Origin of the sequence: Streptomyces sp. NPDC057682, assembly GCF_042799575.1 — a bacterium.
Taxonomy (GTDB): Bacteria; Actinomycetota; Actinomycetes; order Streptomycetales; family Streptomycetaceae; genus Streptomyces.
The window spans coordinates 1-25,042 of sequence record NZ_JBHVIN010000016.1; the positions used below are offsets into that span (position 1 = coordinate 1).

Consider the following 25,042-nt stretch of genomic DNA (forward strand, 5'->3'; position numbering starts at 1 on the left):
CGCGAAGGCAGGGACACGCTCCCGAGCGACCGCCGCTACACGGGGGCGCGGCGCGGGTGCGCACCCGCCCGGCTCCCCCGTTTCCCGGATCACTCCTCGGGGGAATCGTCCGGGGAATCGCCCGAGGCCTCCTCGGGCGGCTCCCCCGGGGAGTCCCCGGTCGGCTTCGCCGGGCCGCGCCGGCCGGATCCGCCGGCGTTGCCCGCCGCCCCCGGACCGTTCTCCGGCCGGAGGGGCTTCGGCGGCCTGGTCCGGCCGCTGGAGGTGTCCCGCAGATACGAGGCGTCGCCGCTCTCCGTGGCGTGCCCGCCCGGAGCTTGGCCCGGGCCGGGGTCCCGGCGCCGCAGATAGCGCTCGAACTCCCGGGCGATGGCCTCGCCGCTCGCCTCGGGCAGCTCCGCGGTGTCCCGGGCCTCCTCCAGCGTCTGCACGTACTCCGCCACCTCGCTGTCCTCGGCGGCCAGTTGATCGACGCCGAGCTGCCAGGCACGGGCGTCCTCGGGCAGCTCGCCCAGCGGGATGCGCAGCCCGATCAGATCCTCCAGGCGGTTCAGCAGCGCCAGCGTGGCCTTCGGGTTGGGCGGCTGCGAGACGTAGTGCGGCACCGCCGCCCAGAGGCTGACGGCGGGCACGCCCGCGTGTGTGCAGGCCTCCTGGAGGATGCCGACGATGCCGGTCGGCCCCTCGTACCTGGTCTCCTCCAGGTCCATGGTCCGGGCCAGGTCCGGATCGGACGTGACCCCGCTGACGGGCACCGGCCGGGTGTGCGGGGTGTCGCCGAGCAGCGCGCCGAGCACCACCACCATCTCCACGCCCAGCTCATGGGCGAAGCCCAGCAGTTCGTTGCAGAACGAGCGCCAGCGCATCGACGGTTCGATGCCCCGGACCAGCACCAGGTCGCGCGGTTTCTCGCCGCCGACGCGGACCACGGAGAGCCGGGTGGTCGGCCAGGTGATCTTGCGCGTCCCGCCGTCCAGCCAGACCGTCGGGCGGTTGACCTGGAAGTCGTAGTAGTCCTCGGCGTCGAGCGCCGCGAACACCTCGCCCTTCCACTCCCGGTCCAGATGCGCCACCGCCGTGGAGGCGGCGTCACCGGCGTCGTTCCACCCCTCGAACGCGGCCACCATGACCGGGTCGACCAGCTCGGGAACCCCGTCGAGCTCGATCACCCAGGCCTCCTTCCGAAGTTCCCTTGCGTACGGAACAACCTTACGGCTTCCGGCCACTGCTGCCGCAGCCCTCGCGCACGGCCGGGTGAACCCGGGCCGGCCCGCCCGTAGAGCGATGACATCTGGGTATCAGGCCATGAAGACATCCGAGCTGTGTAGGGGATTTTCGCGTACTGCACTGGACGATCGCGCTCTCTTGGGGTTATACATCGGATGACCAGAGCAGAGGTCCGATGTTATTACCCCTGGGGGCGCACATGAGTCAGACCGTCACGGACGTCGAGGTCCACGACATCCGGTTCCCGACCTCGGAACAGCTGGACGGCTCGGACGCCATGAACCCCGACCCCGACTACTCGGCCGCCTACGTGGTGCTGCGCACCGACGCCGCCGCACCGGACGGCGGGAGCGAGCCCGCCGAGGGGCACGGCTTCTGCTTCACCATCGGGCGCGGCAACGACGTCATGGCCGCCGCCATCCAGGCGCTGCGCCCCCATGTGGTCGGCCGCCCGGTGCCGCGGACCGCCGCCGACCTCGGAGCACTCCACCGCGACCTCACCCATGACTCCCAACTGCGCTGGCTGGGACCGGAGAAGGGCGTGATGCACATGGCGGCCGGCGCGGTCGTCAACGCGGCCTGGGACCTGGCCGCCAAGCACGCGGGCCTGCCCGTCTGGGAGTTCCTGGCCGCGATGACACCGGAGGAGCTGGTCTCCCTCGTCGACTTCCGCTACCTCACCGACGCCCTCACCCCCGAGGAGGCGCTGGAGATCCTGCGCGCCGCCGAACCCGGCCGCGCCGAGCGCGCCGCACGGCTCCGCGCCGAGGGCTACCCCGCCTACACCACCTCGCCCGGCTGGCTCGGCTACTCCGACGACAAGCTCGTCCGGCTGGCGCAGGAGGCCGTCGCCGACGGCTTCACCCAGATCAAGCTGAAGGTCGGCGGCGACCTCGGCGACGACGTCCGCAGAATGGCGCTCGCCCGCGAGGCCGTCGGCCCCGGCGTGCGGATCGCCGTCGACGCCAACCAGCGCTGGGACGTGGCCGGCGCGGTGGAGTGGATGACCGCGCTCGCCCCGTACGACCCGCACTGGATCGAGGAGCCGACCAGCCCCGACGACATCCTCGGCCACGCGGCCGTGCGGGCCGGCCAGCCGGTCAAGGTCGCCACCGGCGAACACGTCGCCAACCGCGTCGTGTTCAAGCAGCTGCTCCAGGCCGGGGCCGTCGACTTCGTCCAGATCGACGCCGCCCGGGTCGCCGGGGTCAACGAGAACCTGGCGATCCTGCTGCTCGCCGCGAAGTTCGGCGTGCCGGTCTGCCCGCACGCCGGGGGCGTCGGCCTGTGCGAACTGGTCCAGCACCTCTCGATGTTCGACTACGTCGCGGTCTCCGGCAGCTGGGAGGACCGGGTCATCGAGTACGTCGACCATCTCCACGAACACTTCGTCGACCCGACGGTCATCACCTCCGGGCGCTACACCGCCCCGGCCGCCCCGGGCTTCTCCGCCCGGATGCACCCCGAGTCGATCACCGCACACCGCTTCCCGGAGGGCGCCGTCTGGCAGGCCCGCCGCACCGACAAGGAGGACGCCCGATGAACGGCGCACACGACTTCGACGGAATGAACGCCCTGGTGACCGGCGGCGCCTCCGGGATCGGTGCCGCGGTCGCGACCCTGCTCCTGGAGCGCGGGGCCCGCGTCGCCGTACTGGACCGGGACACCACACGGGCCCCCGAGGGCACCCTCGCCGTCACCGCCGACGTCACCGACGACGCAGCCGTGCGCGAGGCCGTCGACCGGGCCGCCGCCGAACTCGGCTCCCTGCACACGCTCGTCTCCAACGCCGGCATCGGCGCCATCGGCACCGTCGAGGACAACGACGACGCCGAGTGGGCCCGGGTCCTGGACATCAACGTCCTCGGCATGGTCCGCACCGCCCGGCACGCCCTGCCCCATCTGCGGCGCGCCGCCGCCGACCGCCCCGGCGCCGCCTCCGTCACCCACACCTGCTCGATCGCCGCGACGGCCGGTCTCCCCCAGCGCGCGCTCTACAGCGCCAGCAAGGGCGCCGTCCTCTCGCTCACCCTCGCCATGGCCGCCGACCACGTCCACGAGGGGATCCGGGTGAACTGCGTCAACCCCGGCACCGCCGACACCCCGTGGATCGGCCGCCTCCTCGGGCAGGCCGACGACCCGGAGGCCGAGCGCGCGGCCCTCAACGCCCGCCAGCCGCTGGGCCGGCTGGTCTCCGCCGACGAAGTGGCCGCCGCCGTCGTCTACCTCGCGAGCCCCGCCGCGGCCTCCGTGACCGGAACCGCCCTGGCCGTCGACGGCGGCATGCAGGGACTGCGCCTGCGCCCCGCCGGGAGCTGAACCGGGGACGCGGCCGGGGCCGGACCGCCCCGGCCGCCGGGTACCCGGGCGCGTACGCCCGTACCGGACGCCCCGTTCCGCACGGCTACAGCGTCGAGCGCAGCCACTGCTCCACGCTCGCCACGTGGACCGTCGCCCACGACCTGGCCGCCTCCGCGTCACGGTCCCGGAGCGCCGCGAGGATCGCCCGGTGCTCGTGCAGGGTGCGGCTCACCGCGTCCTCCTGGGTCAGACCGCGCCAGACCCGGGCCCGCGTCGTCGGTCCCGACAGGCCGTCGAGCAGGGAGCAGAGCACCGTGTTGCCGGACGCGCCCACGATGCTCCGGTGGAACTCCAGGTCGGCGGCCACCAGTTCCTCCACCGAGGGGTGGGCGCCCAGCGCGTCCAGCTGCGCGTCGAGCGCGTCGATCCGCTCCTCCTCGATCCGGAGCGCCGCCATCGCGGTCGCGGCCGGTTCCAGGATCCGGCGGACCGCCAGGAACTCCAGCACCGTGTCGTCGCGGTGGAAGTCCACCACGAAGCTCAGGGCCTCCAGCAGCAGCTGGGGATCGAGGCTGGTGACGTACGTGCCGTCGCCCTGGCGCACGTCGAGGATGCGGATCAGCGACAGCGCGCGCACCGCCTCCCGCAGAGAGTTGCGGGACAGGCCCAGTTCCGCGGCGAGTTCGCTCTCCTTGGGGAGGCGATCGCCCGGCCGTAGCGCGCCCGAGACGATCATTTCCTTGATCTTCTCGATGGCCTCGTCGGTGACAGCCATGGGCGACCTCCAGACATCCGATGTATCGCCCCATTATGCGTCCCCGCACGGGGCCGGGCGTACGGTTCGGACCGTCCGGGAGGCCGCCGGCCCCTCAGTCCCGCCCCTCGGCGAGCAGCGCCTCCACCCTGGCCCCGAGCACCTCGTCCGCCAGCCCCCGGATCGTCAGCGTCGTCCGCCGCCGCAGCACGTCGTCGGCGGTCTCGGCCCATTCGCGGTCCCGCGCGTAGACGACCTGCGCCCAGATCTCCGGGGCGTCCGGATGGATCCGCTCGCCGAGCGCCGGGTTCTCGTTGGCCAGCCGGGCGATGTCGAAGGCGAGCGAACCGTAGTGCGTGGCCAGATGCCGCGCCGTGTCCACCGCCATCCCCGCGCCGGGGGCGGCGCCGTCGGTCAGCAGCCGGTGGGCGACCGCGTTCGGATTGGCGATGCCTGGCAGCGGGAGCTTGCGCGGCAGCCGGGAGACCGGCTCCAGCCCCTCCCCGAGCGGGTGGCCCGGCAGGACGGCCAGCTTGTTCATCACCGTACGGCCGATGTGGCGGAAGGTCGTCCACTTCCCGCCGGCCACCGACAGCATCCCGCCCCGGCCCTCGGTCACCACCGTCTCGCGCCTGGCCCGGGAGGTGTCGCCCGGCCCGCCCGGCAGCACCCGCAGTCCGGCGAAGGAGTACGTGATCAGCTCGGGCGACAGCTGCTGGTCGCGGACCGAGAGGGCCGCCTCGTCCAGGATCTGCGCGGTGTCCTGCGGGGTCACCGCCACATCCGCCGGATCGCCCTCGTACACCTCGTCCGTCGTGCCGAGCAGCAGCATGTCCTCCCACGGCAGGGCGAAGGTGATGCGGTACTTGTCGATGGGCGTGGCCAGCGCGGCCCGCCACGGCCGGGTCCGCTTCAGCACCAGGTGCGCGCCCTTGGACAGGCGTATCGAGGGCGCCGCCCCCGGGTCCTCCATCCGCCGCAGATGGTCCACCCACGGCCCGGTCGCGTTCAGCACCAGCCGGGCGTCCACCCCGAACTCGCTGCCGTCCAGCCGGTCGCGCAGCTCCGCGCCCGTCACCCGGCCCCGGGTGAACCGCAGCCCGGTGACCGCCGCGTGGTTGAGGACGGCCGCCCCCGCGTCGACCGCCGCGCGCACCGTCATCAGCGCCATCCGCGCGTCGTTCATCTGGTCGTCGCCGTAGACCGCGACGGCCCGCAGGTTCTCGGTCCGCAGCTCCGGCACGTCGCGCACCGCCCGCGCCGGGCTGATCACATGGCCGACGCCGTCGCCGAACGCGGAGAGCGCCGAGTACGCGAAGACGCCCGCGCCGAGCTTCGCCGCGCCGTGCGGCCCGCCCTTGTACACCGGCAGGTAGAAGGTGAGCGGATTGGCCAGGTGCGGGGCGACCTGACGGGAGACCGCACGGCGCTCGAAGTGGTTCTCCGCCACCAGCTTCACCGCGCCGGTCTGCAGATAGCGCAGACCGCCGTGGAGCAGCTTGGAGGAGGCGGACGAGGTGGCGCCGGCGAAGTCGCCGGCGTCCACCAGGGCCACCCGCAGTCCGGACTGCGCGGCGTGCCAGGCGGTGGAGATGCCCAGGATGCCGCCGCCGATCACCAGGAGGTCGTACGTTGCCTTGGAGAGCTGCTCCCGGGTCTCGGCGCGGCTCGGAAGGGAGCCGGAGGCCGGGTGCGTCCCGAGTGCGGGGACGCTCTGCAGGGTGGTCATGTCGGTCACTCCTCGTCGTCGAGCCAGCCCTTGGTGCGTTCCACGGCCTTGAGCCAGCTCTTGTACTCGCGGGCGCGGGTGTCCGCGTCCATGCGGGGGGTCCACTCGGCGGCCCGGCGCCAGTTGGCGCGCAGGGCGTCGGTGTCGGGCCAGAAGCCGACGGCCAGGCCGGCGGCGTAGGCGGCGCCGAGGCAGGTGGTCTCCGCGACCATGGGCCGCACCACGGGTGCGTCCAGGACGTCGGCGAGCGTCTGCATCAGCAGGTTGTTGGAGGTCATGCCGCCGTCGACCTTGAGCGCGGTCAGCTCGACGCCGGAGTCCTTGGTCATGGCGTCGCTGATCTCGCGGGTCTGCCAGGCGGTGGCCTCCAGCACGGCACGGGCGATGTGCGCCTTGGTGACGTAACGGGTGAGGCCGGCGATGACACCGCGGGCGTCGGGGCGCCAGTACGGGGCGAACAGCCCGGAGAAGGCCGGGACGAAGTAGGCGCCGCCGTTGTCCTCGACCGACAGGGCCAGGGTCTCGATCTCGGCGGCGGACTGGATCAGGCCCATCTGGTCGCGCATCCACTGCACCAGCGAGCCGGTGACCGCGATGGAGCCCTCCAGGGCGTAGACCGGCTTCTGGTCGCCGATCCGGTAGCCGACCGTGGTCAGCAGGCCGTTGTAGGAGTTGACGGGCGTCTCGCCGGTGTTCAGGAGCATGAAGGTGCCGGTGCCGTACGTGGACTTGGCCTCGCCCTCGGAGAAGCAGGTCTGGCCGAAGAGCGCGGCCTGCTGGTCCCCGAGCGCGGAGGCGACCGGCACCCCGTCGAGCACGCCGCCCTTCGTGGTGCCGTAGATCTCGGCCGAGGAGCGGATCTCCGGCAGCACCTCGGCCGGGATGTCCATGGAGCTGAGGATCTTGGGGTCCCAGCTCAGGGAGTGCAGGTTCATCAGGAGGGTGCGGGAGGCGTTGGTGACGTCGGTGACGTGGACACCGCCGTCGGTGCCGCCGGTCAGGTTCCAGATGACCCAGGAGTCCATCGTGCCGAAGAGGATGTCGCCCCGCTCGGCGCGCTCGCGCAGCCCCTCGACGTTGTCGAGCAGCCAGCGGACCTTGGGCCCGGCGAAGTACGAGGCGAGCGGCAGCCCGGTCTCGCGGCGGAAGCGGTCCTGGCCGACGTTGCGGCCCAGCTCCTTGCAGAGCGCGTCGGTACGGGTGTCCTGCCAGACGAGGGCGTTGTGGACGGGCACACCGGTGTGCCGGTCCCAGAGCAGGGTCGTCTCGCGCTGGTTGGTGATGCCGATCGCCTTCACGTCGGCGGCCGTGATGCCGGCCTTGACGATGGCGCCGGCGACGACCTCCTGGACGTTCTCCCAGATCTCCGCCGCGTCGTGCTCCACCCATCCGGGCTTCGGGAAGATCTGCTCGTGCTCCTTCTGGTCGACGGAGACGATCCGGCCGTCCTTGTCGAAGACGATGCAGCGGCTGGAGGTGGTGCCCTGGTCGATGGCCGCGATGAACGGCCCGGCGCCGTGGCTGCCGGTGGTGTGTGCGTCGGTCACGGTGTGCTCCCGGAAGGTCTGTGTGGTCGTGGGGTTGCGACGGGGTCGGGACGTGCGGTCGTGCTCCGCCGCTCAGGCGAACGCGACGTTGTAGAGCCCGCCCGCCAGCGCGCCGCCGATCAGGGGGCCGACGACGGGGACCCAGGCGTAACCCCAGTCGGATCCGCCCTTGTTCGGCAGCGGAAGCAGCGCGTGCACGATACGCGGACCGAGGTCGCGAACCGGGTTGATCGCGTAGCCGGTCGGGCCGCCGAGCGAGAGGCCGATGCCGACGACCACCAGGGAGGTGATCAGCGCGCCGAGGGTGCCGAGGCCGTCGCCGTCCGCATTGAGCCCCTGGGTCAGGATCGCCAGGACCAGCACGAGCGTGGCGATGACCTCGGTGAGGACGTTCTGCACGGCGTTGCGGATCTCCGGGCCCGTCGAGAAGATCCCGAGCACCGGACCCGCGGCGGGCGCGGCCGACTGGTCGACCATGCCCTCCTCACCCGCATGGGTGCCGAGGATCTCCGGATCCGTGAGGTGCGCCCGGAACTGCCCGTAGTACGTCAGCCAGACCAGTACGGCGCCGATCATCGCGCCCAGCAGCTCCGAGGCGAGATACAGCGGAACGTCGCTCCACTCGGTGCCGCCCTCGATCGCCAGGCCGATGGTGACCGCCGGGTTGAGATGCGCGCCGGAGACCCCGCCCGCCAGATAGGCGCCGGTCAGCACCGCGAAGCCCCACCCGAAGGTGATGGCGAGCCAGCCGGCGTCCCGCGCCTTCGAGTGCTTGAGCGTGACGGCGGCGCACACACCGCCGCCGAGCAGGATGAGCACGGCGGTACCGATGGTCTCGCCGATGAAGATGTCGGAGCTGGACACCCGCGACTCCTTTGTCCTTCGTCCAGGGAAGCCGAACCACGGGTCCCTCCGGTGGTCCGCGCCCTCGTGGGAGGGCGTTGCCGGCCCTGGGCACCGTCACACCCTAACGTTATTTTCCGTTAGTCGTTCGACAATGCCGACCGGTGAACGGCAGTGTTTCGTTCGGGTGAATGAGGCGTCAAGGGTTCTGTTCCCCAAAACTCGACGGTCAAGGGGCCCGGCGGGATCAGAAGCGGCGGGCCCCCAGGTCCCGGGAGACCGCGCGGGCGCAGTCGCGGACCGCCGCCACCAGCTCCGGCCGCAGCTCACCGCCCGCGCAGACCCGCTCCACCGCGCCGGTCACCGCGACGGCGCCCACGGGCATCCGCCGCCGGTCGTGGATGGGGGCGGCCACCGCGGCCACCCCCTCCCAGGTCTCCTCCACGTCGTCCGCCCAGCCCCGCGCGCGGGTGAGGTCGAGCGTCGCCTCGAAGGCGTCGGGGTCGGTGACGGTGCGGGGGGTGAAGGAGCGCCGCTCCGCCTCCACGGCCTCGGTGTGGGCCACCGGGTCGAACGCGGCCAGCACCTTGCCCAGTGCCGTGGAGTGCAGCGGTTGCATGGCCCCCACCTCAAGCACCTGCCGGCTGTCGTCGGGCCGGAAGACATGGTGGACGATCAGCACGCCGTGCTGGTGCAGCACGCCCAGATGGACGCTCTCGCCGCTGGATCTCGCCAGGTCGTCGGTCCACACCAGGGCGCGGGCGCGCAGTTCGTGCACGTCCAGATAGCTGTTGCCCAGGCGCAGCAGCTCGGCGCCCAGCTGGTAGCGGCCCGAGGCCTCGTCCTGCTCGACGAAGCCCTCGTGCTGGAGCGTGCGCAGGATGCCGTGCGCGGTGCCCTTGGCCAGGTCCAGGGAGGAGGCGATGTCCGAGAGGCCCAGCCGCCGCTCGCCGCCCGCCAGCAGACGCAGCATCGCGGCCGCCCGCTCCAGGGACTGGATGTTCTTGGCCATCGCGCCGTACTCCTCCACCTTGTTCGACAATGCTGAACACTATCGGTCGATGCCGACCCCTGCTCGACAGCAACGGAAATCTTCGGACCCCGACGCCTGAAAGCTTCCTGACAGGATGCCGTCCGATCCCCGGACGGTGTGACGACCCTGGTCCGGACCCGGCTACCCTGGCCGGGTGCGCTCTCCACCGAGGGCGCAAAGCCGACAGCCGTCGCACCCCTGGGAGTAAATCCATGGCCCCGTCGCCGACCCCTTCCGCCGAGAGCCGGAACCGAGCCGCAGCCCTGCGCGAGGCACTCGCCACCCGTGTGGTGGTGGCCGACGGAGCGATGGGCACCATGCTCCAGGCCCAGGACCCCACGCTGGAGGACTTCGAGAACCTCGAAGGCTGCAACGAGATCCTGAACGTCACCCGCCCCGACATCGTGCGCTCGGTCCACGAGGAGTACTTCGCGGTCGGCGTCGACTGCGTGGAGACCAACACCTTCGGCGCCAACCTGGCCGCCCTCGGCGAGTACGACATCGCCGACCGGGTCCTCGAACTCTCCGAGGCCGGCGCGCGCATCGCCCGCGAGACCGCCGACGCCTTCACCGCCTCCACCGGACAGCAGCGCTGGGTGCTCGGCTCCATGGGCCCCGGCACCAAGCTCCCCACCCTCGGCCACGCCCCGTACGACCGGCTCCGCGACGCGTACCAGAAGAACGCCGAGGGCCTGATCGCCGGCGGCGCCGACGCCCTGCTGATCGAGACCACCCAGGACCTGCTCCAGACCAAGGCCTCCGTCATCGGCGCCCGGCGCGCCCTCGCGGCCACCGGCGCCGACCTGCCCGTGATCTGCTCGGTCACCGTCGAGACCACCGGCACGATGCTGCTCGGCTCCGAGATCGGCGCCGCGCTCACCGCCCTGGAACCGCTCGGCATCGACCTCATCGGCCTCAACTGCGCCACCGGCCCGGCCGAGATGAGCGAGCACCTGCGCTACCTCGCCCGCCACTCGACGATCCCGCTCTCCTGCATGCCCAACGCCGGCCTGCCCGTCCTCGGCAAGGACGGCGCGCACTATCCGCTCTCCGCGGCGGAGCTGGCCGACGCGCAGGAGACCTTCGTCCGCGAGTACGGCCTCTCCCTGGTCGGCGGCTGCTGCGGTACGACCCCCGAGCACCTGCGCCAGGTCGTGGAGCGGGTCCGGGGCCTGACCCCGGCCGTCCGCGAACCGCACCCCGAGCCCGGCGCCGCCTCGCTCTACCAGACGGTGCCCTTCCGCCAGGACACCTCGTACCTCGCCATCGGCGAGCGGACCAACGCCAACGGCTCCAAGAAGTTCCGCGAGGCCATGCTGGCGGCGCGCTGGGACGACTGCGTGGAGATGGCCCGCGACCAGATCCGCGAGGGCGCCCACATGCTCGACCTCTGCGTCGACTACGTGGGCCGCGACGGCGTCGCGGACATGCAGGAACTGGCCGGCCGCTTCGCCACCGCCTCCACCCTGCCGATCGTGCTGGACTCCACCGAGCTGCCCGTGCTCCGCGCCGGCCTGGAGAAGCTCGGCGGCCGCGCCGTCCTGAACTCGGTGAACTACGAGGACGGCGACGGCCCCGAGTCCCGCTTCGTCAAGGTGACCGCACTGGCCGCCGAGCACGGCGCCGCGCTCATCGCCCTGACCATCGACGAGCAGGGCCAGGCCCGCACCGCCGAGCACAAGGTCGCCATCGCCGAGCGGCTGATCGCGGACCTCACCGGTAACTGGGGCATCAACGAGTCGGACATCCTCATCGACTGCCTCACCTTCACCATCTGCACCGGGCAGGAGGAGTCGCGCAAGGACGGCATCGCCACCATCGAGGCCATCCGCGAGCTGAAGAAGCGCCACCCCGCCGTCCAGACCACGCTCGGCCTCTCCAACATCTCCTTCGGCCTCAACCCGGCCGCCCGGGTCGTCCTGAACTCGGTCTTCCTCGACGAGTGCGTCAAGGCGGGCCTGGACTCCGCGATCGTCCACGCCTCGAAGATCCTGCCCATCGCCCGCCTGGAGGAGGAGCAGGTCAAGGTCGCCCTCGACCTGATCCACGACCGCCGCGCCGAGGGCTACGACCCGCTCCAGCGGCTCATGGAGCTGTTCGAGGGCGTCAACATGAAGTCCATGAAGGAGGGCAAGGCCGAGGAACTGCTCGCCCTTCCGCTGGACGAGCGCCTCCAGCGCCGCATCATCGACGGCGAGAAGAACGGCCTGGAGGCCGACCTCGACGAGGCCCTGAAGGACACCCCCGCGCTCGACATCGTCAACAACACCCTCCTGGAGGGCATGAAGGTCGTCGGCGAACTGTTCGGCTCCGGCCAGATGCAGCTGCCGTTCGTCCTCCAGTCCGCCGAGGTCATGAAGACCGCGGTGGCCCATCTGGAACCGCACATGGAGAAGTCGGACGCCCAGGGCAAGGGCACCATCGTCCTGGCCACCGTCCGGGGCGACGTCCACGACATCGGCAAGAACCTCGTCGACATCATCCTGTCCAACAACGGCTACAACGTCGTCAACATCGGCATCAAGCAGCCCGTCTCCGCGATCCTGGACGCCGCCGAGGAGCACAAGGCCGACGTCATCGGCATGTCCGGCCTCCTCGTCAAGTCCACCGTGATCATGAAGGAGAACCTGGAGGAGCTGAACCAGCGCAAGCTGGCCGCCGACTACCCGGTGATCCTCGGCGGCGCCGCCCTGACCCGCGCCTATGTCGAGCAGGACCTCCACGAGATCTACGAGGGCGAGGTCCGCTACGCCCGCGACGCCTTCGAGGGCCTGCGGCTGATGGACGCCCTGATCGCCGTCAAGCGCGGCGTCCCCGGCGCCGTCCTGCCCGAGCTGAAGCAGCGCCGCGTGCCCAAGCGCGACACCGCCGTGCCGGAGGTCCAGGAGCCCGAGGAGGGCGTGCGCTCCGACGTCGCCGTCGACAACCCGGTGCCCACCCCGCCGTTCTGGGGCAGCCGCGTCGTCAAGGGCATCCAGCTCAAGGAGTACGCCTCCTGGCTCGACGAGGGCGCCCTCTTCAAGGGCCAGTGGGGCCTCAAGCAGGCCAGGGCCGGCGACGGACCGACGTACGAGGAGCTGGCCGAGACCGAGGGCCGCCCGCACCTGCGCGGCTGGCTCGACAAGCTCCACACCGAGAACCTGCTCGAAGCCGCCGTCGTCTACGGCTACTACCCGTGCGTCTCCAAGGGCGACGACGTGATCCTGCTGCACGAGGACGGCTCGGAGCGCACCCGCTTCACCTTCCCCCGCCAGCGCCGGGGCCGCCGGCTCTGCCTCGCGGACTTCTTCCGCCCGGAGGAGTCCGGCGAGACCGATGTGATCGGCCTCCAGGTCGTCACCGTCGGATCGAGGATCGGCGCGGAGACCGCCAAGCTCTTCGAGGCCAACTCCTACCGCGACTACCTGGAGCTGCACGGACTCTCCGTCCAGCTCGCGGAGGCCCTGGCCGAATACTGGCACGCCCGGGTCCGCTCCGAGCTCGGCTTCGCGGGCGAGGACCCCGCCGACGTCGAGGACATGTTCGCGCTCAAGTACCGGGGCGCGCGCTTCTCCCTCGGCTACGGGGCCTGCCCCGACCTGGAGGACCGGGCGAAGATCGCCGACCTCCTCCAGCCGGAGCGGATCGGGGTCCACCTGTCCGAGGAGTTCCAGCTCCACCCCGAGCAGTCCACGGACGCGATCGTCATCCACCACCCCGAGGCGAAGTACTTCAACGCCCGGTAAGGCCGCGTTCCACGCGCCGTAGCACGACGAGCCGTACACTGGTCGGTCCAGTGCAGGCCGGTCGCTCTCCTTCGGGAATGGCGGCCGGCCTTCTCGTCCCTCATGAAAGGTGTGCCGGATGACCAGTACGATCCCCGTGTCACTGACCCGTACGGCCGAGGAAGCGGGCCTGCGGGCCGTCCTCCTCGACATGGACGGCACCCTGGTCGACACCGAGGGCTTCTGGTGGGACGCCGAGGTGGAGGTCTTCGCCGATCTGGGGCACCGTCTCGACGAGGCCTGGCGGGACGTGGTGGTCGGCGGCCCGATGACCCGCAGCGCCGGCTATCTGATGGACGTCACCGGCGCCGACGTCACCCTCGACGAACTCACCGTGCTGCTCAACGACCGCTTCGAGCAGCGCATCGCCCGCGGGGTCCCGCTGATGCCGGGCGCGCAGCGGCTGCTCGACGAGCTGGCCAGACACGAGGTGCCCACCGCCCTCGTCTCCGCCTCGCACCGCCGGATCATCGACCGGGTCCTGGACTCCGTGGGCCGCCACCACTTCGCGCTCACCGTCGCGGGCGACGAGGTCACCCGCACCAAGCCGCACCCCGAGCCCTATCTCACCGCCGCACGCGGCTTCGGCGCCGACCCCCGGCTCTGCGCCGTCATCGAGGACACCGCGACCGGTGTGGCCGCCGCCGAGGCCGCCGGCTGCCGGGTGGTCGCCGTCCCCTCCGTCTCACCGATCGCGCCCGCCGACGGCCGGGTCGTCGTCGGATCCCTCGAAGAGGTCGACCTCGCCTTCCTGCGGCGACTGGTCACCGGGGCGTCCTGACCCGTCGGTCAAGGCCGTCCGCCCCGCCCACTAAGGTCGTTCTCCCAGGTCCGCACGAGGGAGAACGACCACCATGAACCGCAAGACTCTGGTGCTGCCGGCCGTCGTCGGCCTGCTCGCGCCGCTGCTCGCCGCCTGCGGCGTGCCGGACGGCGGGGGAGAGGACGGCGGCAGCATCGTCGTCGGCACCACGGACCGGTTCGTCGCCCCGCGGGAGGCCCCGGCCCCGTTCGACCCCGCCGTGGCCGACGGCTCGGGCGCCCGCTCCGTGCTCCGCCAGACCCTCCAGACCCTCGTACGGCTGCCCGACGACGGCGGCGCACCGGTCCCCGAGGCCGCCGAGAAGTGCGGCTTCACCGACACCGGGAGCGAGAGCTACCGGTGCACGCTGCGCTCCGGACTCACCTTCGCCGACGGCGGCGAGCTGACCGCCGAGGACGTCACGTACTCCATCCAGCGCGTGCTGCGGATCAGGACCCCCCACGGCCCCGCCGCGCTCCTCGACACCCTGGACACCGTCGAGGCCGTGAACGACCGCGAGGTCGTCTTCCATCTGCGCGCCTCCGACGCGACCTTCCCGTACAAGCTCGCCACACCCACCGCGGGCATCGTCCCGCGCGGCAGCTACCCCGCGGACGCCCCGCGCGAGGGCTTCCAGGTGGACGGCTCCGGGCCCTACACCATGAAGCCGCAGGTCCGCGACGGCCGGGTCACGAAGATCGCCTTCACCCCGAACCCCCGCTACCGGGGGAGCCTGCGGATACGGAACGAGGGCGTCGAACTCGCCCTCTACCCCGACACCACCGCCCTGGGCCGGGCCTTCGACGCCGGACGCGTCGACCTGATGACCCGCACCCTCTCGCCCCAGCAGGCCCAGCGGCTGCGCGAGCGGACCGGTGGGGGCAGCGCACTGACCGAGATGTCCGGTCTCACCATCGGCTACCTCGGCTTCGACACCGAGGACCCCGCCGTACGGAACACGGCCGTCCGCCGGGCCATGGCCCAGATCGTCGACCGCGACCGGATCACCGGCCAGGTCTACGGCTCGACCGCCGAACCGCTCTACTCGCTGATCCCCTCCGGCGTCACCGGACACACCAGCGCCTTTTTCGACGTCTACGGCGAACCCAGCGCGGACAAGGCGGCGGCGATGTTCAGGAAGGCGAAGATACCGACCCCGGTCCGGCTCACCCTGCACTACCCGACCGACCACGACGGCCCGGCCACCGCCGCCGAATTCCGGATGCTGCGGCAGCAGCTCAACGACAGCGGACTCTTCGACGTCACCGTCCGGGGCGTGCCGTGGGCCACCTACCGGGCCGCCCGGCTCCGCGGCGACTACGCCGTCTACGGCATGAGCCGCACCCCCGACTTCCCGGACCCGGACAACTTCACGGCCCCGTTCCTCGGCCCGGACAACGTCCTCGGCTCGCCCTACCGCTCCGAGGACGCCGAGCGCAGGCTCATCCCGCAGTCCCGGCGCGAGAGCGACCGCTCCGCCGCCACCACGATGTTCACCCGGCTCCAGGACATCGTCGCCCGGGACGTCCCCGTCCTCCCCCTCTGGCAGGCCAAGCAGTACGTCGCCGCCCGCGACGGCGTCACCGGCGCCGCCCGGAGCGTCGACTCCGGCTCCGCCCTGCGGCTCTGGGAGATCGGCCGGGAGTGACCACCGGCCCGGACAGCGCCCCGGCCCCGGGATCCGGCCGGATCACTGGGCGCCGGGGCGCACCAGTCCGCTCTCGTACGCGTACACCGCGGCCTGCACCCGGTCGCGCAGCCCCAGCTTCGTCAGCACATGGCCCACATGCGTCTTGACCGTCGTCTCGCTGACGAAGAGGTCCGCGGCGATCTCCGCGTTCGACAGACCGCGCGCCACCAGCTTCAGGACCTCCACCTCGCGGTCCGTCAGCGTGTGCAGCGTGTCCGGAACCGGCTCCTCGCCGGACGGCAGATGATCCGCGTACTTGTCGAGCAGCCGGCGCGTGATGCTCGGCGCGAGCATCGCCTCGCCCGCCGCCACCACCCGGATCGCCTGCACCAGCTCATTGGCGGGCGCGTCCTTCAGCAGAAAGCCGCTGGCCCCGGCGCGCAGCGCCTCCACCACGTACTCGTCGAGGTCGAAGGTGGTCAGCACCAGCACCTTCGCCGGTCCGTCCCGGCCGGGCCCGGTGATCTGCCGGGTCGCCTCGACCCCGTCCATCCGCGGCATCCGGATGTCCATCAGCACCACATCGGGCTGGAGCGCCCGCACCTGGTCGAGTGCCTGGAGACCGTCACCGGCCTCGCCCACCACCGCCAGATCGCCCTCCGCCTCCAGAATCATCCGGAAGCCGGTGCGCAGCAGCGGCTGGTCGTCGACCAGCAGGACGCGGATCGCCACAGGATCTCCTCACTGCCCTTCAAGGGCCACAGGCCGTCCGGCCCCGGTGCGGACCGGGTCCATTCTGCCCTGGACATCCTGCGCCGATTCCGCCGGGCGCACCGACAGCGGATACACCGGGGGAGTCCCGCCGAATTCCGGACAGAGCGCCTGGTGGTCGCACCAGCCGCACAGCTTCGTCGGCCGCGGTCGCCACTCGCCCGTCTCGGTGGCCAGCGCGATCGCGTCCCACAGCGCCAGCAGTTTGCGCTCCACCCGCTCCAGATCCCCGATCACCGGGTCGTACGTCATCACGTCCCCGCTGCCCAGATAGACCAGCTGGAGCCGGCGCGGCACCACGCCCTTCAGCCGCCAGATCACCAGCGCGTAGAACTTCATCTGGAACAGCGCGCCCTCCGCGTACTCCGGACGCGGCGCCTTCCCCGTCTTGTAGTCCACGATCCGGACCTCGCCCGTCGGCGCCACGTCGATCCGGTCGATCACGCCGCGCAGCCGCAGCCCCGACTCCAGCTCCGTCTCCACGAACAGCTCGCGCTCGGCGGGCTCCAGCCGCGTCGGGTCCTCCAGCGAGAACCAGCGCTCCACCAGCCGCTCCGCCTCCGACAGCCACCGCGCCAGCCGCTCGCCCCCGTCGTCCTCCGCGAACAGCTCCGCCAGCTCGGGCCGCGACTCCAGCAGCCGGTCCCACTGACCCGGGACCAGCGACGTCGCCCGGCCGGGCGTCCGCTCCGCGGCCGGATTGTCGAAGAGCCGCTCCAGCACCGCGTGCACCAGCGTTCCCCGGGTAGCCGCTTCACTGGGCTTCTCGGGCAGCCGGTCGATGACCCGGAAGCGGTACAGCAGCGGGCACTGCATGAAGTCGCTCGCCCGCGATGGCGAAAGGGACGAGGGCGGCTGGGAGGGCCGCGGCACTGAGGTCATGACCACGACCCTACGGCCCGCCACTGACATCAATCGGCATACCATCGACCACAGACCCTCGAACACTGCATCATCGTGCCGAAACGGCACCGACCGAAGGGACCTCGTGGACGAGAGCGGCGACAGCGGGCGGCCGCAGCCCGGCGCAGGGGGTACGGGCCCCGGCGACGGCCCCGGCAAGGGCGCACCCGGACACCGCGACGAGCCCGGGGGCGGCATCCTCATGGGCCGTCCCTTCGGCGTGCCCGTCTACGTGGCGCCGAGCTGGTTCCTCGTCGCGGCCCTGATCACCTGGGTCTTCGGCGGCCAGCTCGACCGCGTCCTGCCCGACCTCGGCGCGGCGCGCTATCTGGTCGCCCTCTTCTTCGCGATCGCCTTCTACGCCTCCGTGCTCGTCCACGAGCTGGCCCACACGGTCGTCGCGCTGCGCTACAAGCTCCCGGTCCGCCGCATCCAGCTCCAGTTCTTCGGCGGCGTCTCCGAGATCGAGAAGGAGACCGAGACCCCCGGCCGCGAATTCCTCCTCGCCTTCGTCGGCCCGCTGCTGTCCCTGGTCCTCGCCGGGGTCTTCTACGTCCCGATGAAGTTCGTCGAGGGCGGCACCGTGCCCGGCGTCCTGCTGGGCGGGCTGATGATCTCCAACCTCATCGTCGCCGCGTTCAACCTGCTGCCCGGCCTCCCGCTGGACGGCGGACGCATGCTGCGCGCCGTCGTCTGGAAGCTCACCGGCCGCCCCATGAGCGGCACCGTCGCCGCCGCCTGGGTCGGCCGCGCCCTCGCCGTCATCACCCTGGTCGGCCTGCCGCTGCTCACCCGCACCGACACCCTGGGCAACGGCAACCGCGACATCAGCGGCATGGACACGGTCACCGACGCCCTGCTCGCCGCGATCCTCGCCGCGATCATCTGGACCGGCGCCGGCAACAGCCTGCGCATGGCCAGGCTGCGCGAGCACCTGCCCGACCTGCGCGCCCGCACCCTCACCCGGCGGGCCGTCCCGGTCGAGGCCGCCACCCCGCTCTCCGAGGCCCTGCGCCGGGCCAACGAGGCCGGTGCCCGCGCCCTCGTCGTCGTCGACGCCACCGGCGAGCCCCAGGCCCTCGTCCGGGAGTCCGCCATCGTCGCCGTCCCCGAGCACCGCCGCCCCTGGGTCGCCGTCAGCGGCCTCGCCCAGGACCTCACCGAGGGGATGCGGGTCTCCGCCGAACTCGCCGGAGAGGCCCTGCTCGACCGCCTCAAGGCCAGCCCCGCCACCGAGTACCTGGTCGTCGAGGAGACCGGCGAGATCTACGGAGTGCTCTCCACCGCCGACGTCGAACGCGCCTTCGTCGCCGCCATGGCCCGTCCCGCCGCCTGACCCCCGCTCCCACGGGCCGGACGGGCGGACGGAGGCCCCGGAAACACCGGTACGCTGGTCACATGTCTGAACCGACCGGTGCCGCCCGCCGACGCGGGCCCTTCAAGGTCGGGGACCAGGTCCAGCTCACCGATCCCAAGGGACGCCACCACACCTTCACGCTCGAGGCCGGGAAGAACTTCCACACCCACAAGGGTTCCTTCCCCCACGACGAGCTGATCGGTGCCCCCGAGGGCAGTGTTGTCCGTACCACGGGAAACGTCGCCTACCTCGCGCTGCGCCCCCTGCTCCCCGACTACGTCCTGTCCATGCCCCGCGGCGCCGCCGTGGTCTACCCCAAGGACGCGGGGCAGATCCTGGCCTTCGCCGACATCTTCCCCGGCGCCCGCGTCGTGGAGGCCGGGGTCGGCTCCGGGGCGCTGTCCACCTTCCTGCTCCGCGCCATCGGTGAACAGGGCATGCTGCACTCCTACGAGCGCCGCGAGGACTTCGCCGAGATCGCCCAGCAGAACGTGGAGCGCTACTTCGGCAGCCCCCACCCCGCCTGGCAGCTCACGGTCGGCGACCTCCAGGACAACCTGACGGAGACCGACGTCGACCGCGTGGTCCTGGACATGCTCGCCCCCTGGGAGTGCCTGGACGTCGTCTCCAAGGCACTGGTCCCCGGCGGCATCCTCTGCGCCTACGTGGCCACCACCACCCAGCTCTCCCGGACCGTGGAGTCCATCCGCGCGATCGGCTGCTTCGCCGAACCGCAGCCCTGGGAGTCGATGATCCGCAACTGGCACGTCGAGGGCCTGGCCGTCCGTCCGGACCACCGCATGATCGGGCACACCGGCTTCCTGGTCACCGCCCGCCGGCTGGCCGACGGCGTTACCGCCCCCGCCCGCCGCCGCCGTCCCTCCAAGGGCGCTTACGGCGAGGACTACGAGGGACCGGGCGCCGGGCGCGGCGGCTCCGACCGCGACTGAGCCCGCCCCCATGTACCGGCGTCGTCGCCGGGATTCCGGACCGACCCGGGAACCCGGCGGCGGCGCCTCTTCGTTGCCCGTACGCGACCCCGCGCACGGGAGGGACGATCCCGGGAGCGACCCCACCGTTCCGCTGCCGTGTGAGGTGTGGCACGATGCTGGCCACCCCACCCGGCCGACGACGTCCCGCCGACAGAGCCGCCGCTTCCGGTATTCGGCTCCACAGGAACCACAGGAGACATCCCGCGTGCAGACCTCCGCGCTCCCGGACCTCGCGCACAACGACACCACGCCGCTGCACTGGGTGGCCACGGCGACCGCCATGGCCGCCGTCGTCGCGGCCGCCGGCCTGCTCCAGCCGGATTCGAGCGCCTCGGCCTCCACGCCCCACCGCGCCGCGGCCTCGCACGCCGCCGCCCCGGCCGCCGCCCCCGACCCGGCCCGCGCCGCCTTCCCCCTGGACTGCGGTCAGGCGGGCTACACGGTCGCCAAGCAGGTCCCCGGCGACCTCGACGGCGACGAGCGCCCCGAGACCGTCGCGGTGGTCCACTGCGCAGCCGGATCGGGCACCCCGCCCAGCGGTGTCTACGTCCTCACCCCGGGCAAGGGGAACGGGGCCGCACCGAGGATCGTGGCGACCCTGGTGGACCCCGTACAGAAGATGAGCGTCGGCGACTTCGCGGTGCGCGACGGCGTCGTCGCCGCCACTCTGCTCGGCTACTCCTCGCCCGAGGTGCCCTCCTGCTGCCCCGACGAGCAGGAGAAGGTCACGTGGCAGTGGCAGAACGGCGCCTTCGTCCGCAGCAGCCAGTCCACCGATCCCGCGGACACCGGTATCTGACCCCCGAGCCCGCCGCCCCGCCCGGGGCGGCCGTCAGGCGGCCTCGGGGCCGTAGACCTCGACCCTGTCCGAAACCCGACGTACGTGGATGCAGTCGCCCGGACACTCCTTGGCGGAGTCCACGACGTCCTGGAGCAGCGGCAGCGGGACCGGCGTCGTGGCCCCCGCGTCCTGGAGCAACTCGTCCTCCGCGCTCTTCACGTACGCGAGGCCGTCGATGTCCAGCTCGAAGACCTCGGGTGCGTACTGCACGCAGATCCCGTCCCCGGTGCACAGGTCCTGGTCGATCCAGACCTCCAGGTCCTGCGTCTCGCCACCGTTGGGAGCGTCCTGCTGCACGGTCATTTCTCCTGCCGTTCCCTGCGTATCCGAACCAGAAAATGCCAGCCCTGGCGGGTGTTGAACGCTTCGACGATACAACCGGCGGCTTTCCGATGTTGAAGGGTGGGTATTCCCCTGGGACGAGGGAGAGCGCAAGGGTGAAGATCGGACACACACCGCAGTGTTTGTGATCTAGGGGTTTCAATCATCACCCACCCAGGTAGGGTCAGGAAGCGTCCAGCTCCCTTTGGAGGAGGTGAGGACCGTGGCAGCCCACGACGACGACATCAACCGCGGCATCCGGCCCGGACGGGGGTCCGAAGACCCGGCCGGCCAGGTCGCCTATCTTGAGCAGGAAATCGCCGTCCTGCGACGTAAGCTCGCCGACTCTCCGCGTCATACGAGGATTCTCGAAGAGCGGATCGTCGAGTTGCAGACCAACCTCGCAGGCGTGTCCGCGCAGAACGAGCGGCTCGCCAACACGCTCCGCGAGGCCCGCGACCAGATCGTGGCCCTCAAGGAGGAGGTCGACCGGCTCGCACAGCCGCCGGCCGGTTTCGGTGTGTTCCTGCAGGCGAACGAGGACGGCACCTGCGACATCTTCACCGGGGGCCGCAAGCTCCGGGTGAACGTCAGCCCCAGCGTCGAACTGGACGAGCTCCGGCGCGGCCAGGAAGTCATGCTCAACGAAGCGCTCAACGTGGTCGACGCCATGGAGTTCGAGCGCGCCGGGGACATCGTCACCCTCAAGGAGATCCTGGAGGACGGCGAACGGGCCCTGGTGGTCGGGCACACCGACGAGGAACGGGTGGTGCGGCTCGCCGAGCCCCTGCTGGACATCACCATCCGCCCCGGCGACGCCCTCCTGCTCGAACCCCGCTCCGGCTACGTCTACGAGGTCGTTCCCAAGAGCGAGGTCGAGGAACTCGTCCTCGAAGAAGTCCCGGACATCGACTACGACAAGATCGGCGGACTCGGCGACCAGATCGAACTGATCCGGGACGCGGTCGAGCTGCCCTATCTCCACCCGGACCTCTTCAAGGAACACGAACTGCGGCCCCCGAAGGGCATCCTGCTGTACGGCCCGCCCGGCTGCGGCAAGACGCTCATCGCCAAGGCCGTCGCCAACTCCCTTGCCAAGAAGGTCGCCGAGGTCACCGGCCAGCCGGCCGGGAAGAGCTACTTCCTCAACATCAAGGGCCCCGAGCTCCTCAACAAGTACGTCGGCGAGACCGAGCGCCACATCCGCCTGGTCTTCCAGCGGGCCCGTGAGAAGGCGAGCGAGGGCACTCCCGTCATCGTCTTCTTCGACGAGATGGAGTCGCTCTTCCGCACCCGTGGTTCCGGTGTCAGCTCGGACGTGGAGAACACCATCGTCCCCCAGCTGCTCGCCGAGATCGACGGTGTCGAGGGCCTGGAGAACGTCATCGTCATCGGCGCCTCCAACCGCGAGGACATGATCGACCCCGCGATCCTGCGTCCCGGCCGCCTCGATGTGAAGATCAAGATCGAGCGTCCGGACGCCGAGGCGGCGAAGGACATCTTCGCGAAGTACCTCACCCCCTCGCTGCCGCTGCACGCGGACGACCTCGCCGAGCACACCGGCTCCAAGGAGGCCGCCGCCCACGCCATGATCCAGTCGGTCGTGGAGCGCATGTACACCGAGTCCGAGGAGAACCGCTTCCTCGAGGTGACGTACGCCAACGGCGACAAGGAGGTCCTGTACTTCAAGGACTTCAACTCCGGCGCGATGATCCAGAACATCGTCGACCGGGCCAAGAAGATGGCCATCAAGGCCTTCCTCGAAGAGGGCCAGAAGGGCCTTCGCGTCTCCCACCTCCTCCAGGCCTGCGTGGACGAGTTCAAGGAGAACGAGGACCTGCCCAACACGACCAACCCGGACGACTGGGCGAGGATCTCCGGCAAGAAGGGCGAGCGGATCGTCTTCATCCGCACGCTCGTCACCGGAAAGCAGGGCGCGGACACCGGCCGCTCCATCGACACGGTGGCCAACACCGGGCAGTACCTCTAGAAGGCGGACCGGCTGCGGATGCCCGGCAGGGTGTCCGCAGCCGGTTGCTTTCCGGACAGCTCCCGCGACACCGCAGGAATGACGTAATTGATCTCCCCACCAGCACAGAGGCGCTCTAGGCTCTGGCGTACCGCCCGGTCGGGCAGTGCGGGGACGGACGGACCGCGCACACACCGGAGAAGCAGCGGTACGTGAGCGTCGCCCCCGGAAGGGGAGCGCCGCCGGGCAAGGAGGGCCGCATGACCGTACGGCGAGTAATGGGCATCGAGACGGAGTACGGGATCTCCGTGCCCGGTCATCCCAACGCCAATGCCATGCTCACCTCGTCCCAGATCGTCAACGCCTACGCGGCGGCGATGCACCGGGCGCGGCGCGCCCGCTGGGACTTCGAGGAGGAGAATCCGCTGCGCGACGCGCGAGGCTTCGACCTCGCCCGCGAGACCGCCGACGCGAGCCAGCTCACGGACGAGGACATCGGCCTGGCCAACGTCATCCTCACCAACGGGGCGCGGCTCTACGTCGACCACGCACACCCCGAGTACAGCTCGCCGGAGATCACCAACCCCCGGGACGCGGTCCTGTGGGACAAGGCCGGCGAGCGGATCATGGCGGAGGCCGCCGAGCGCGCGGCCCAGCTGCCGGGCGCCCAGCCGATCCTCCTCTACAAGAACAACACCGACAACAAGGGCGCCTCGTACGGCACGCACGAGAACTACCTGATGAAGCGGGAGACGCCGTTCTCCGACATCGTGCGCCATCTGACGCCGTTCTTCGTCTCGCGGCAGGTCGTCACCGGCGCCGGACGGGTCGGAATCGGCCAGGACGGCCACGAGCACGGCTTCCAGATCAGCCAGCGCGCCGACTACTTCGAGGTCGAGGTGGGCCTGGAGACCACCCTCAAGCGCCCCATCATCAACACCCGCGACGAACCGCACTCCGACGCCGAGAAGTACCGCAGGCTCCACGTCATCATCGGCGACGCCAATCTCTCGGAGATCTCCACCTACCTCAAGCTGGGCACCACCTCGCTGGTGCTGTCCATGATCGAGGACGGCTTCATCAACGTCGACCTGGCCGTCGACCAGCCGGTCCGCACCCTGCACCAGGTCTCGCACGACCCCGGACTGCGGCAGCTGATCACGCTGCGCAGCGGCCGGACACTGACCGCGGTGCAGTTGCAGATGGAGTATTTCGAGCTGGCCCGCAAGTACGTCGAGGAGCGCTACGGCGCGGACGCCGACGAGCAGACCAAGGACGTGCTGAGCCGCTGGGAGGACACCCTCAACCGGCTGGAGAACGATCCGATGAGCCTCTCCCGCGAGCTGGACTGGATCGCCAAGCGGGAGCTGATGGAGGGCTACCGCCGGCGCGACAGCCTGGACTGGGACGCGGCGCGGCTGCACCTGGTGGACCTCCAGTACGCCGACGTACGGGCCGAGAAGGGCCTGTACAACCGCCTGGTGGCCCGCGGCCGGATGAAGCGGCTCCTGGACGAGACCGAGGTCGACAGGGCCCGTACGGCCCCTCCGGACGACACCAGGGCGTATTTCCGCGGTCGCTGTCTGGAGCAGTACGCGGACGACGTGGCCGCGGCCTCCTGGGACTCGGTCATCTTCGACCTGCCGGGCCATGACTCCCTCCAGCGGGTTCCGACGATGGAACCGCTGCGGGGCACCCGGGAACACGTCAAGGCACTCCTGGACCGCTGCAGCACCGCTGAAGAGCTGGTCCAGGTGCTCTCGGGCGGCTGAAAGGACCGCCCGCTGGGAATCATTCCGATGACCTCCGGACGTTGAGACAAGTACCGGGCCAATGTCGGACCCTCTGGGTAGGGTCTGATCAAGTGCTTCGAACCGAGCGGGGTGAGCTACATGGCGACCAAGGACACCGGCGGCGGACAGCAGAAGGCGACGCGTTCCACCGAGGGCACCGAGGAGCAGGCGCAGGACGCGCAGGCATCCGAGGACCTCAAGGAGCGCCAGGAGAAGCTGAGCGACGACGTGGACGACGTCCTCGACGAGATCGACGACGTGCTCGAGTCCAACGCCGAGGATTTCGTTCGCTCGTTCGTCCAAAAGGGTGGCGAGTAGCAGGACGGGGCCCTCTCGGGCCGACGGCGGTCGTGGGGGGGGGGGGGGGGGGGGCCCGCCCCCCCCCCCCCCCCCGGGCGGGCCGCGCCCCGCCCCCCCCCCCCCCCGCCGCCCCCCCCCCCCCCCCGGGGCGCCGCGGCCGGCGCC

At 71.2% G+C, this 25,042-nt stretch carries 20 protein-coding genes; 11 read left to right on the top strand and 9 right to left on the bottom strand.

Going from position 1 to position 25,042, the window contains the following annotated elements:
• Nucleotides 1–89 precede the first annotated feature (89 nt).
• Complete coding sequence (locus tag ACFVDM_RS27150; RefSeq protein WP_383645462.1) at nt 90–1,169, bottom strand: PAC2 family protein; 1,080 nt, start codon at nt 1,167–1,169, stop codon at nt 90–92.
• A gap of 257 nt (nt 1,170–1,426) precedes the next feature.
• On the opposite strand from ACFVDM_RS27150, the gene ACFVDM_RS27155 reads away from it, so the two are divergent.
• Both ACFVDM_RS27155 and ACFVDM_RS27160 read left to right on the top strand, forming a co-directional pair.
• Nucleotides 1,427–2,770: an enolase C-terminal domain-like protein gene (locus ACFVDM_RS27155; protein ID WP_383645465.1), complete on the top strand. Its 1,344-nt coding sequence runs from the start codon at nt 1,427–1,429 to the stop codon at nt 2,768–2,770.
• Complete coding sequence (locus ACFVDM_RS27160) at nt 2,767–3,546, top strand: SDR family NAD(P)-dependent oxidoreductase (RefSeq protein WP_383645468.1); 780 nt, start codon at nt 2,767–2,769, stop codon at nt 3,544–3,546. The genes ACFVDM_RS27155 and ACFVDM_RS27160 overlap by 4 nt, the downstream gene beginning before the upstream one ends.
• An 85-nt stretch (nt 3,547–3,631) precedes the next feature.
• Here ACFVDM_RS27160 and ACFVDM_RS27165 read toward each other — a convergent pair whose 3' ends face one another.
• The 5 genes from ACFVDM_RS27165 to ACFVDM_RS27185 form a co-directional block, all read right to left on the bottom strand.
• On the bottom strand, nt 3,632–4,303 hold the full coding sequence (locus tag ACFVDM_RS27165; protein WP_383645472.1) for a FadR/GntR family transcriptional regulator: 672 nt from the start codon (nt 4,301–4,303) through the stop codon (nt 3,632–3,634).
• A gap of 94 nt (nt 4,304–4,397) precedes the next feature.
• Entirely contained in the window at nt 4,398–6,011 is a 1,614-nt protein-coding gene (locus ACFVDM_RS27170) for an FAD-dependent oxidoreductase (protein WP_383645476.1), read from the bottom strand.
• Between the two features lie 5 nt (nt 6,012–6,016).
• Nucleotides 6,017–7,558: a glycerol kinase GlpK gene (glpK, locus tag ACFVDM_RS27175; RefSeq protein WP_383645481.1), complete on the bottom strand. Its 1,542-nt coding sequence runs from the start codon at nt 7,556–7,558 to the stop codon at nt 6,017–6,019.
• Nucleotides 7,559–7,630: 72 nt separating this feature from the next.
• Nucleotides 7,631–8,422 carry an MIP/aquaporin family protein gene (locus tag ACFVDM_RS27180; RefSeq protein WP_383645484.1) on the bottom strand — a complete coding sequence of 264 codons (792 nt, stop codon included), beginning with the start codon at nt 8,420–8,422 and terminating at the stop codon, nt 7,631–7,633.
• A 226-nt stretch (nt 8,423–8,648) separates the two neighbouring features.
• Nucleotides 8,649–9,413 carry an IclR family transcriptional regulator gene (locus tag ACFVDM_RS27185; protein ID WP_383646126.1) on the bottom strand — a complete coding sequence of 255 codons (765 nt, stop codon included), beginning with the start codon at nt 9,411–9,413 and terminating at the stop codon, nt 8,649–8,651.
• 233 nt (nt 9,414–9,646) lie between these two features.
• Here ACFVDM_RS27185 and metH point away from each other — a divergent pair, with 233 nt between their 5' ends.
• From metH to ACFVDM_RS27200, 3 genes are all read left to right on the top strand, one after another.
• Nucleotides 9,647–13,159, top strand: a complete 3,513-nt coding sequence (metH, locus tag ACFVDM_RS27190; RefSeq protein WP_383645487.1) for a methionine synthase — start codon at nt 9,647–9,649, stop codon at nt 13,157–13,159.
• Between the two features lie 118 nt (nt 13,160–13,277).
• Entirely contained in the window at nt 13,278–13,979 is a 702-nt protein-coding gene (locus ACFVDM_RS27195) for an HAD family hydrolase (protein WP_383645490.1), read from the top strand.
• A gap of 73 nt (nt 13,980–14,052) precedes the next feature.
• A complete protein-coding gene (locus ACFVDM_RS27200) occupies nt 14,053–15,648 on the top strand; it encodes an ABC transporter substrate-binding protein (protein WP_383645493.1) in 1,596 nt (531 codons plus the stop codon).
• Between the two features lie 42 nt (nt 15,649–15,690).
• Here ACFVDM_RS27200 and ACFVDM_RS27205 read toward each other — a convergent pair whose 3' ends face one another.
• Both ACFVDM_RS27205 and ACFVDM_RS27210 read right to left on the bottom strand, forming a co-directional pair.
• Nucleotides 15,691–16,362 (bottom strand): response regulator transcription factor, encoded by a 672-nt coding sequence (locus ACFVDM_RS27205; protein WP_093541287.1) that lies wholly within the window; start codon nt 16,360–16,362, stop codon nt 15,691–15,693.
• A 9-nt stretch (nt 16,363–16,371) separates the two neighbouring features.
• Nucleotides 16,372–17,217, bottom strand: a complete 846-nt coding sequence (locus ACFVDM_RS27210; protein ID WP_383646129.1) for a RecB family exonuclease — start codon at nt 17,215–17,217, stop codon at nt 16,372–16,374.
• A 172-nt stretch (nt 17,218–17,389) separates the two neighbouring features.
• Here ACFVDM_RS27210 and ACFVDM_RS27215 point away from each other — a divergent pair, with 172 nt between their 5' ends.
• The 3 genes from ACFVDM_RS27215 to ACFVDM_RS27225 all read left to right on the top strand — a co-directional run bounded on the left by ACFVDM_RS27215 (nt 17,390) and on the right by ACFVDM_RS27225 (nt 20,452).
• On the top strand, nt 17,390–18,640 hold the full coding sequence (locus ACFVDM_RS27215; RefSeq protein WP_383645496.1) for a site-2 protease family protein: 1,251 nt from the start codon (nt 17,390–17,392) through the stop codon (nt 18,638–18,640).
• Nucleotides 18,641–18,702: 62 nt separating this feature from the next.
• Entirely contained in the window at nt 18,703–19,611 is a 909-nt protein-coding gene (locus ACFVDM_RS27220) for a tRNA (adenine-N1)-methyltransferase (protein WP_383645498.1), read from the top strand.
• 247 nt (nt 19,612–19,858) lie between these two features.
• Nucleotides 19,859–20,452, top strand: coding sequence for a hypothetical protein (locus ACFVDM_RS27225; RefSeq protein ID WP_383645501.1), 594 nt, complete (start codon nt 19,859–19,861; stop codon nt 20,450–20,452).
• Nucleotides 20,453–20,485: 33 nt separating this feature from the next.
• On the opposite strand, the gene ACFVDM_RS27230 is transcribed toward ACFVDM_RS27225, so the two are convergent.
• Nucleotides 20,486–20,797, bottom strand: a complete 312-nt coding sequence (locus tag ACFVDM_RS27230) for a ferredoxin (RefSeq protein WP_383645504.1) — start codon at nt 20,795–20,797, stop codon at nt 20,486–20,488.
• 241 nt (nt 20,798–21,038) lie between these two features.
• Here ACFVDM_RS27230 and arc point away from each other — a divergent pair, with 241 nt between their 5' ends.
• The 3 genes from arc (at nt 21,039) to ACFVDM_RS27245 (ending at nt 24,895) form a co-directional block, all read left to right on the top strand.
• Nucleotides 21,039–22,805, top strand: a complete 1,767-nt coding sequence (arc, locus tag ACFVDM_RS27235) for a proteasome ATPase (RefSeq protein WP_383645507.1) — start codon at nt 21,039–21,041, stop codon at nt 22,803–22,805.
• 239 nt (nt 22,806–23,044) lie between these two features.
• Nucleotides 23,045–24,556: a depupylase/deamidase Dop gene (gene dop / locus ACFVDM_RS27240; protein ID WP_383645510.1), complete on the top strand. Its 1,512-nt coding sequence runs from the start codon at nt 23,045–23,047 to the stop codon at nt 24,554–24,556.
• Nucleotides 24,557–24,676: 120 nt separating this feature from the next.
• Nucleotides 24,677–24,895, top strand: coding sequence for a ubiquitin-like protein Pup (locus ACFVDM_RS27245; RefSeq protein ID WP_069173386.1), 219 nt, complete (start codon nt 24,677–24,679; stop codon nt 24,893–24,895).
• Nucleotides 24,896–25,042 lie beyond the last annotated feature (147 nt).

Coding starts and splice junctions, on each gene's coding strand:
- ACFVDM_RS27155 (WP_383645465.1), top strand. CDS start 1,427: ATGAGTCAGACCGTCACGGACGTCGAGGTCCACGACATCCGGTTCCCG.
- ACFVDM_RS27160 (WP_383645468.1), top strand. CDS start 2,767: ATGAACGGCGCACACGACTTCGACGGAATGAACGCCCTGGTGACCGGC.
- ACFVDM_RS27165 (WP_383645472.1), bottom strand. CDS start 4,303: ATGGCTGTCACCGACGAGGCCATCGAGAAGATCAAGGAAATGATCGTC.
- ACFVDM_RS27170 (WP_383645476.1), bottom strand. CDS start 6,011: ATGACCACCCTGCAGAGCGTCCCCGCACTCGGGACGCACCCGGCCTCC.
- ACFVDM_RS27185 (WP_383646126.1), bottom strand. CDS start 9,413: ATGGCCAAGAACATCCAGTCCCTGGAGCGGGCGGCCGCGATGCTGCGT.
- metH (WP_383645487.1), top strand. CDS start 9,647: ATGGCCCCGTCGCCGACCCCTTCCGCCGAGAGCCGGAACCGAGCCGCA.
- ACFVDM_RS27195 (WP_383645490.1), top strand. CDS start 13,278: ATGACCAGTACGATCCCCGTGTCACTGACCCGTACGGCCGAGGAAGCG.
- ACFVDM_RS27200 (WP_383645493.1), top strand. CDS start 14,053: ATGAACCGCAAGACTCTGGTGCTGCCGGCCGTCGTCGGCCTGCTCGCG.
- ACFVDM_RS27210 (WP_383646129.1), bottom strand. CDS start 17,217: ATGCAGTGCCCGCTGCTGTACCGCTTCCGGGTCATCGACCGGCTGCCC.
- ACFVDM_RS27220 (WP_383645498.1), top strand. CDS start 18,703: ATGTCTGAACCGACCGGTGCCGCCCGCCGACGCGGGCCCTTCAAGGTC.
- ACFVDM_RS27230 (WP_383645504.1), bottom strand. CDS start 20,797: ATGACCGTGCAGCAGGACGCTCCCAACGGTGGCGAGACGCAGGACCTG.
- dop (WP_383645510.1), top strand. CDS start 23,045: ATGACCGTACGGCGAGTAATGGGCATCGAGACGGAGTACGGGATCTCC.
- ACFVDM_RS27245 (WP_069173386.1), top strand. CDS start 24,677: ATGGCGACCAAGGACACCGGCGGCGGACAGCAGAAGGCGACGCGTTCC.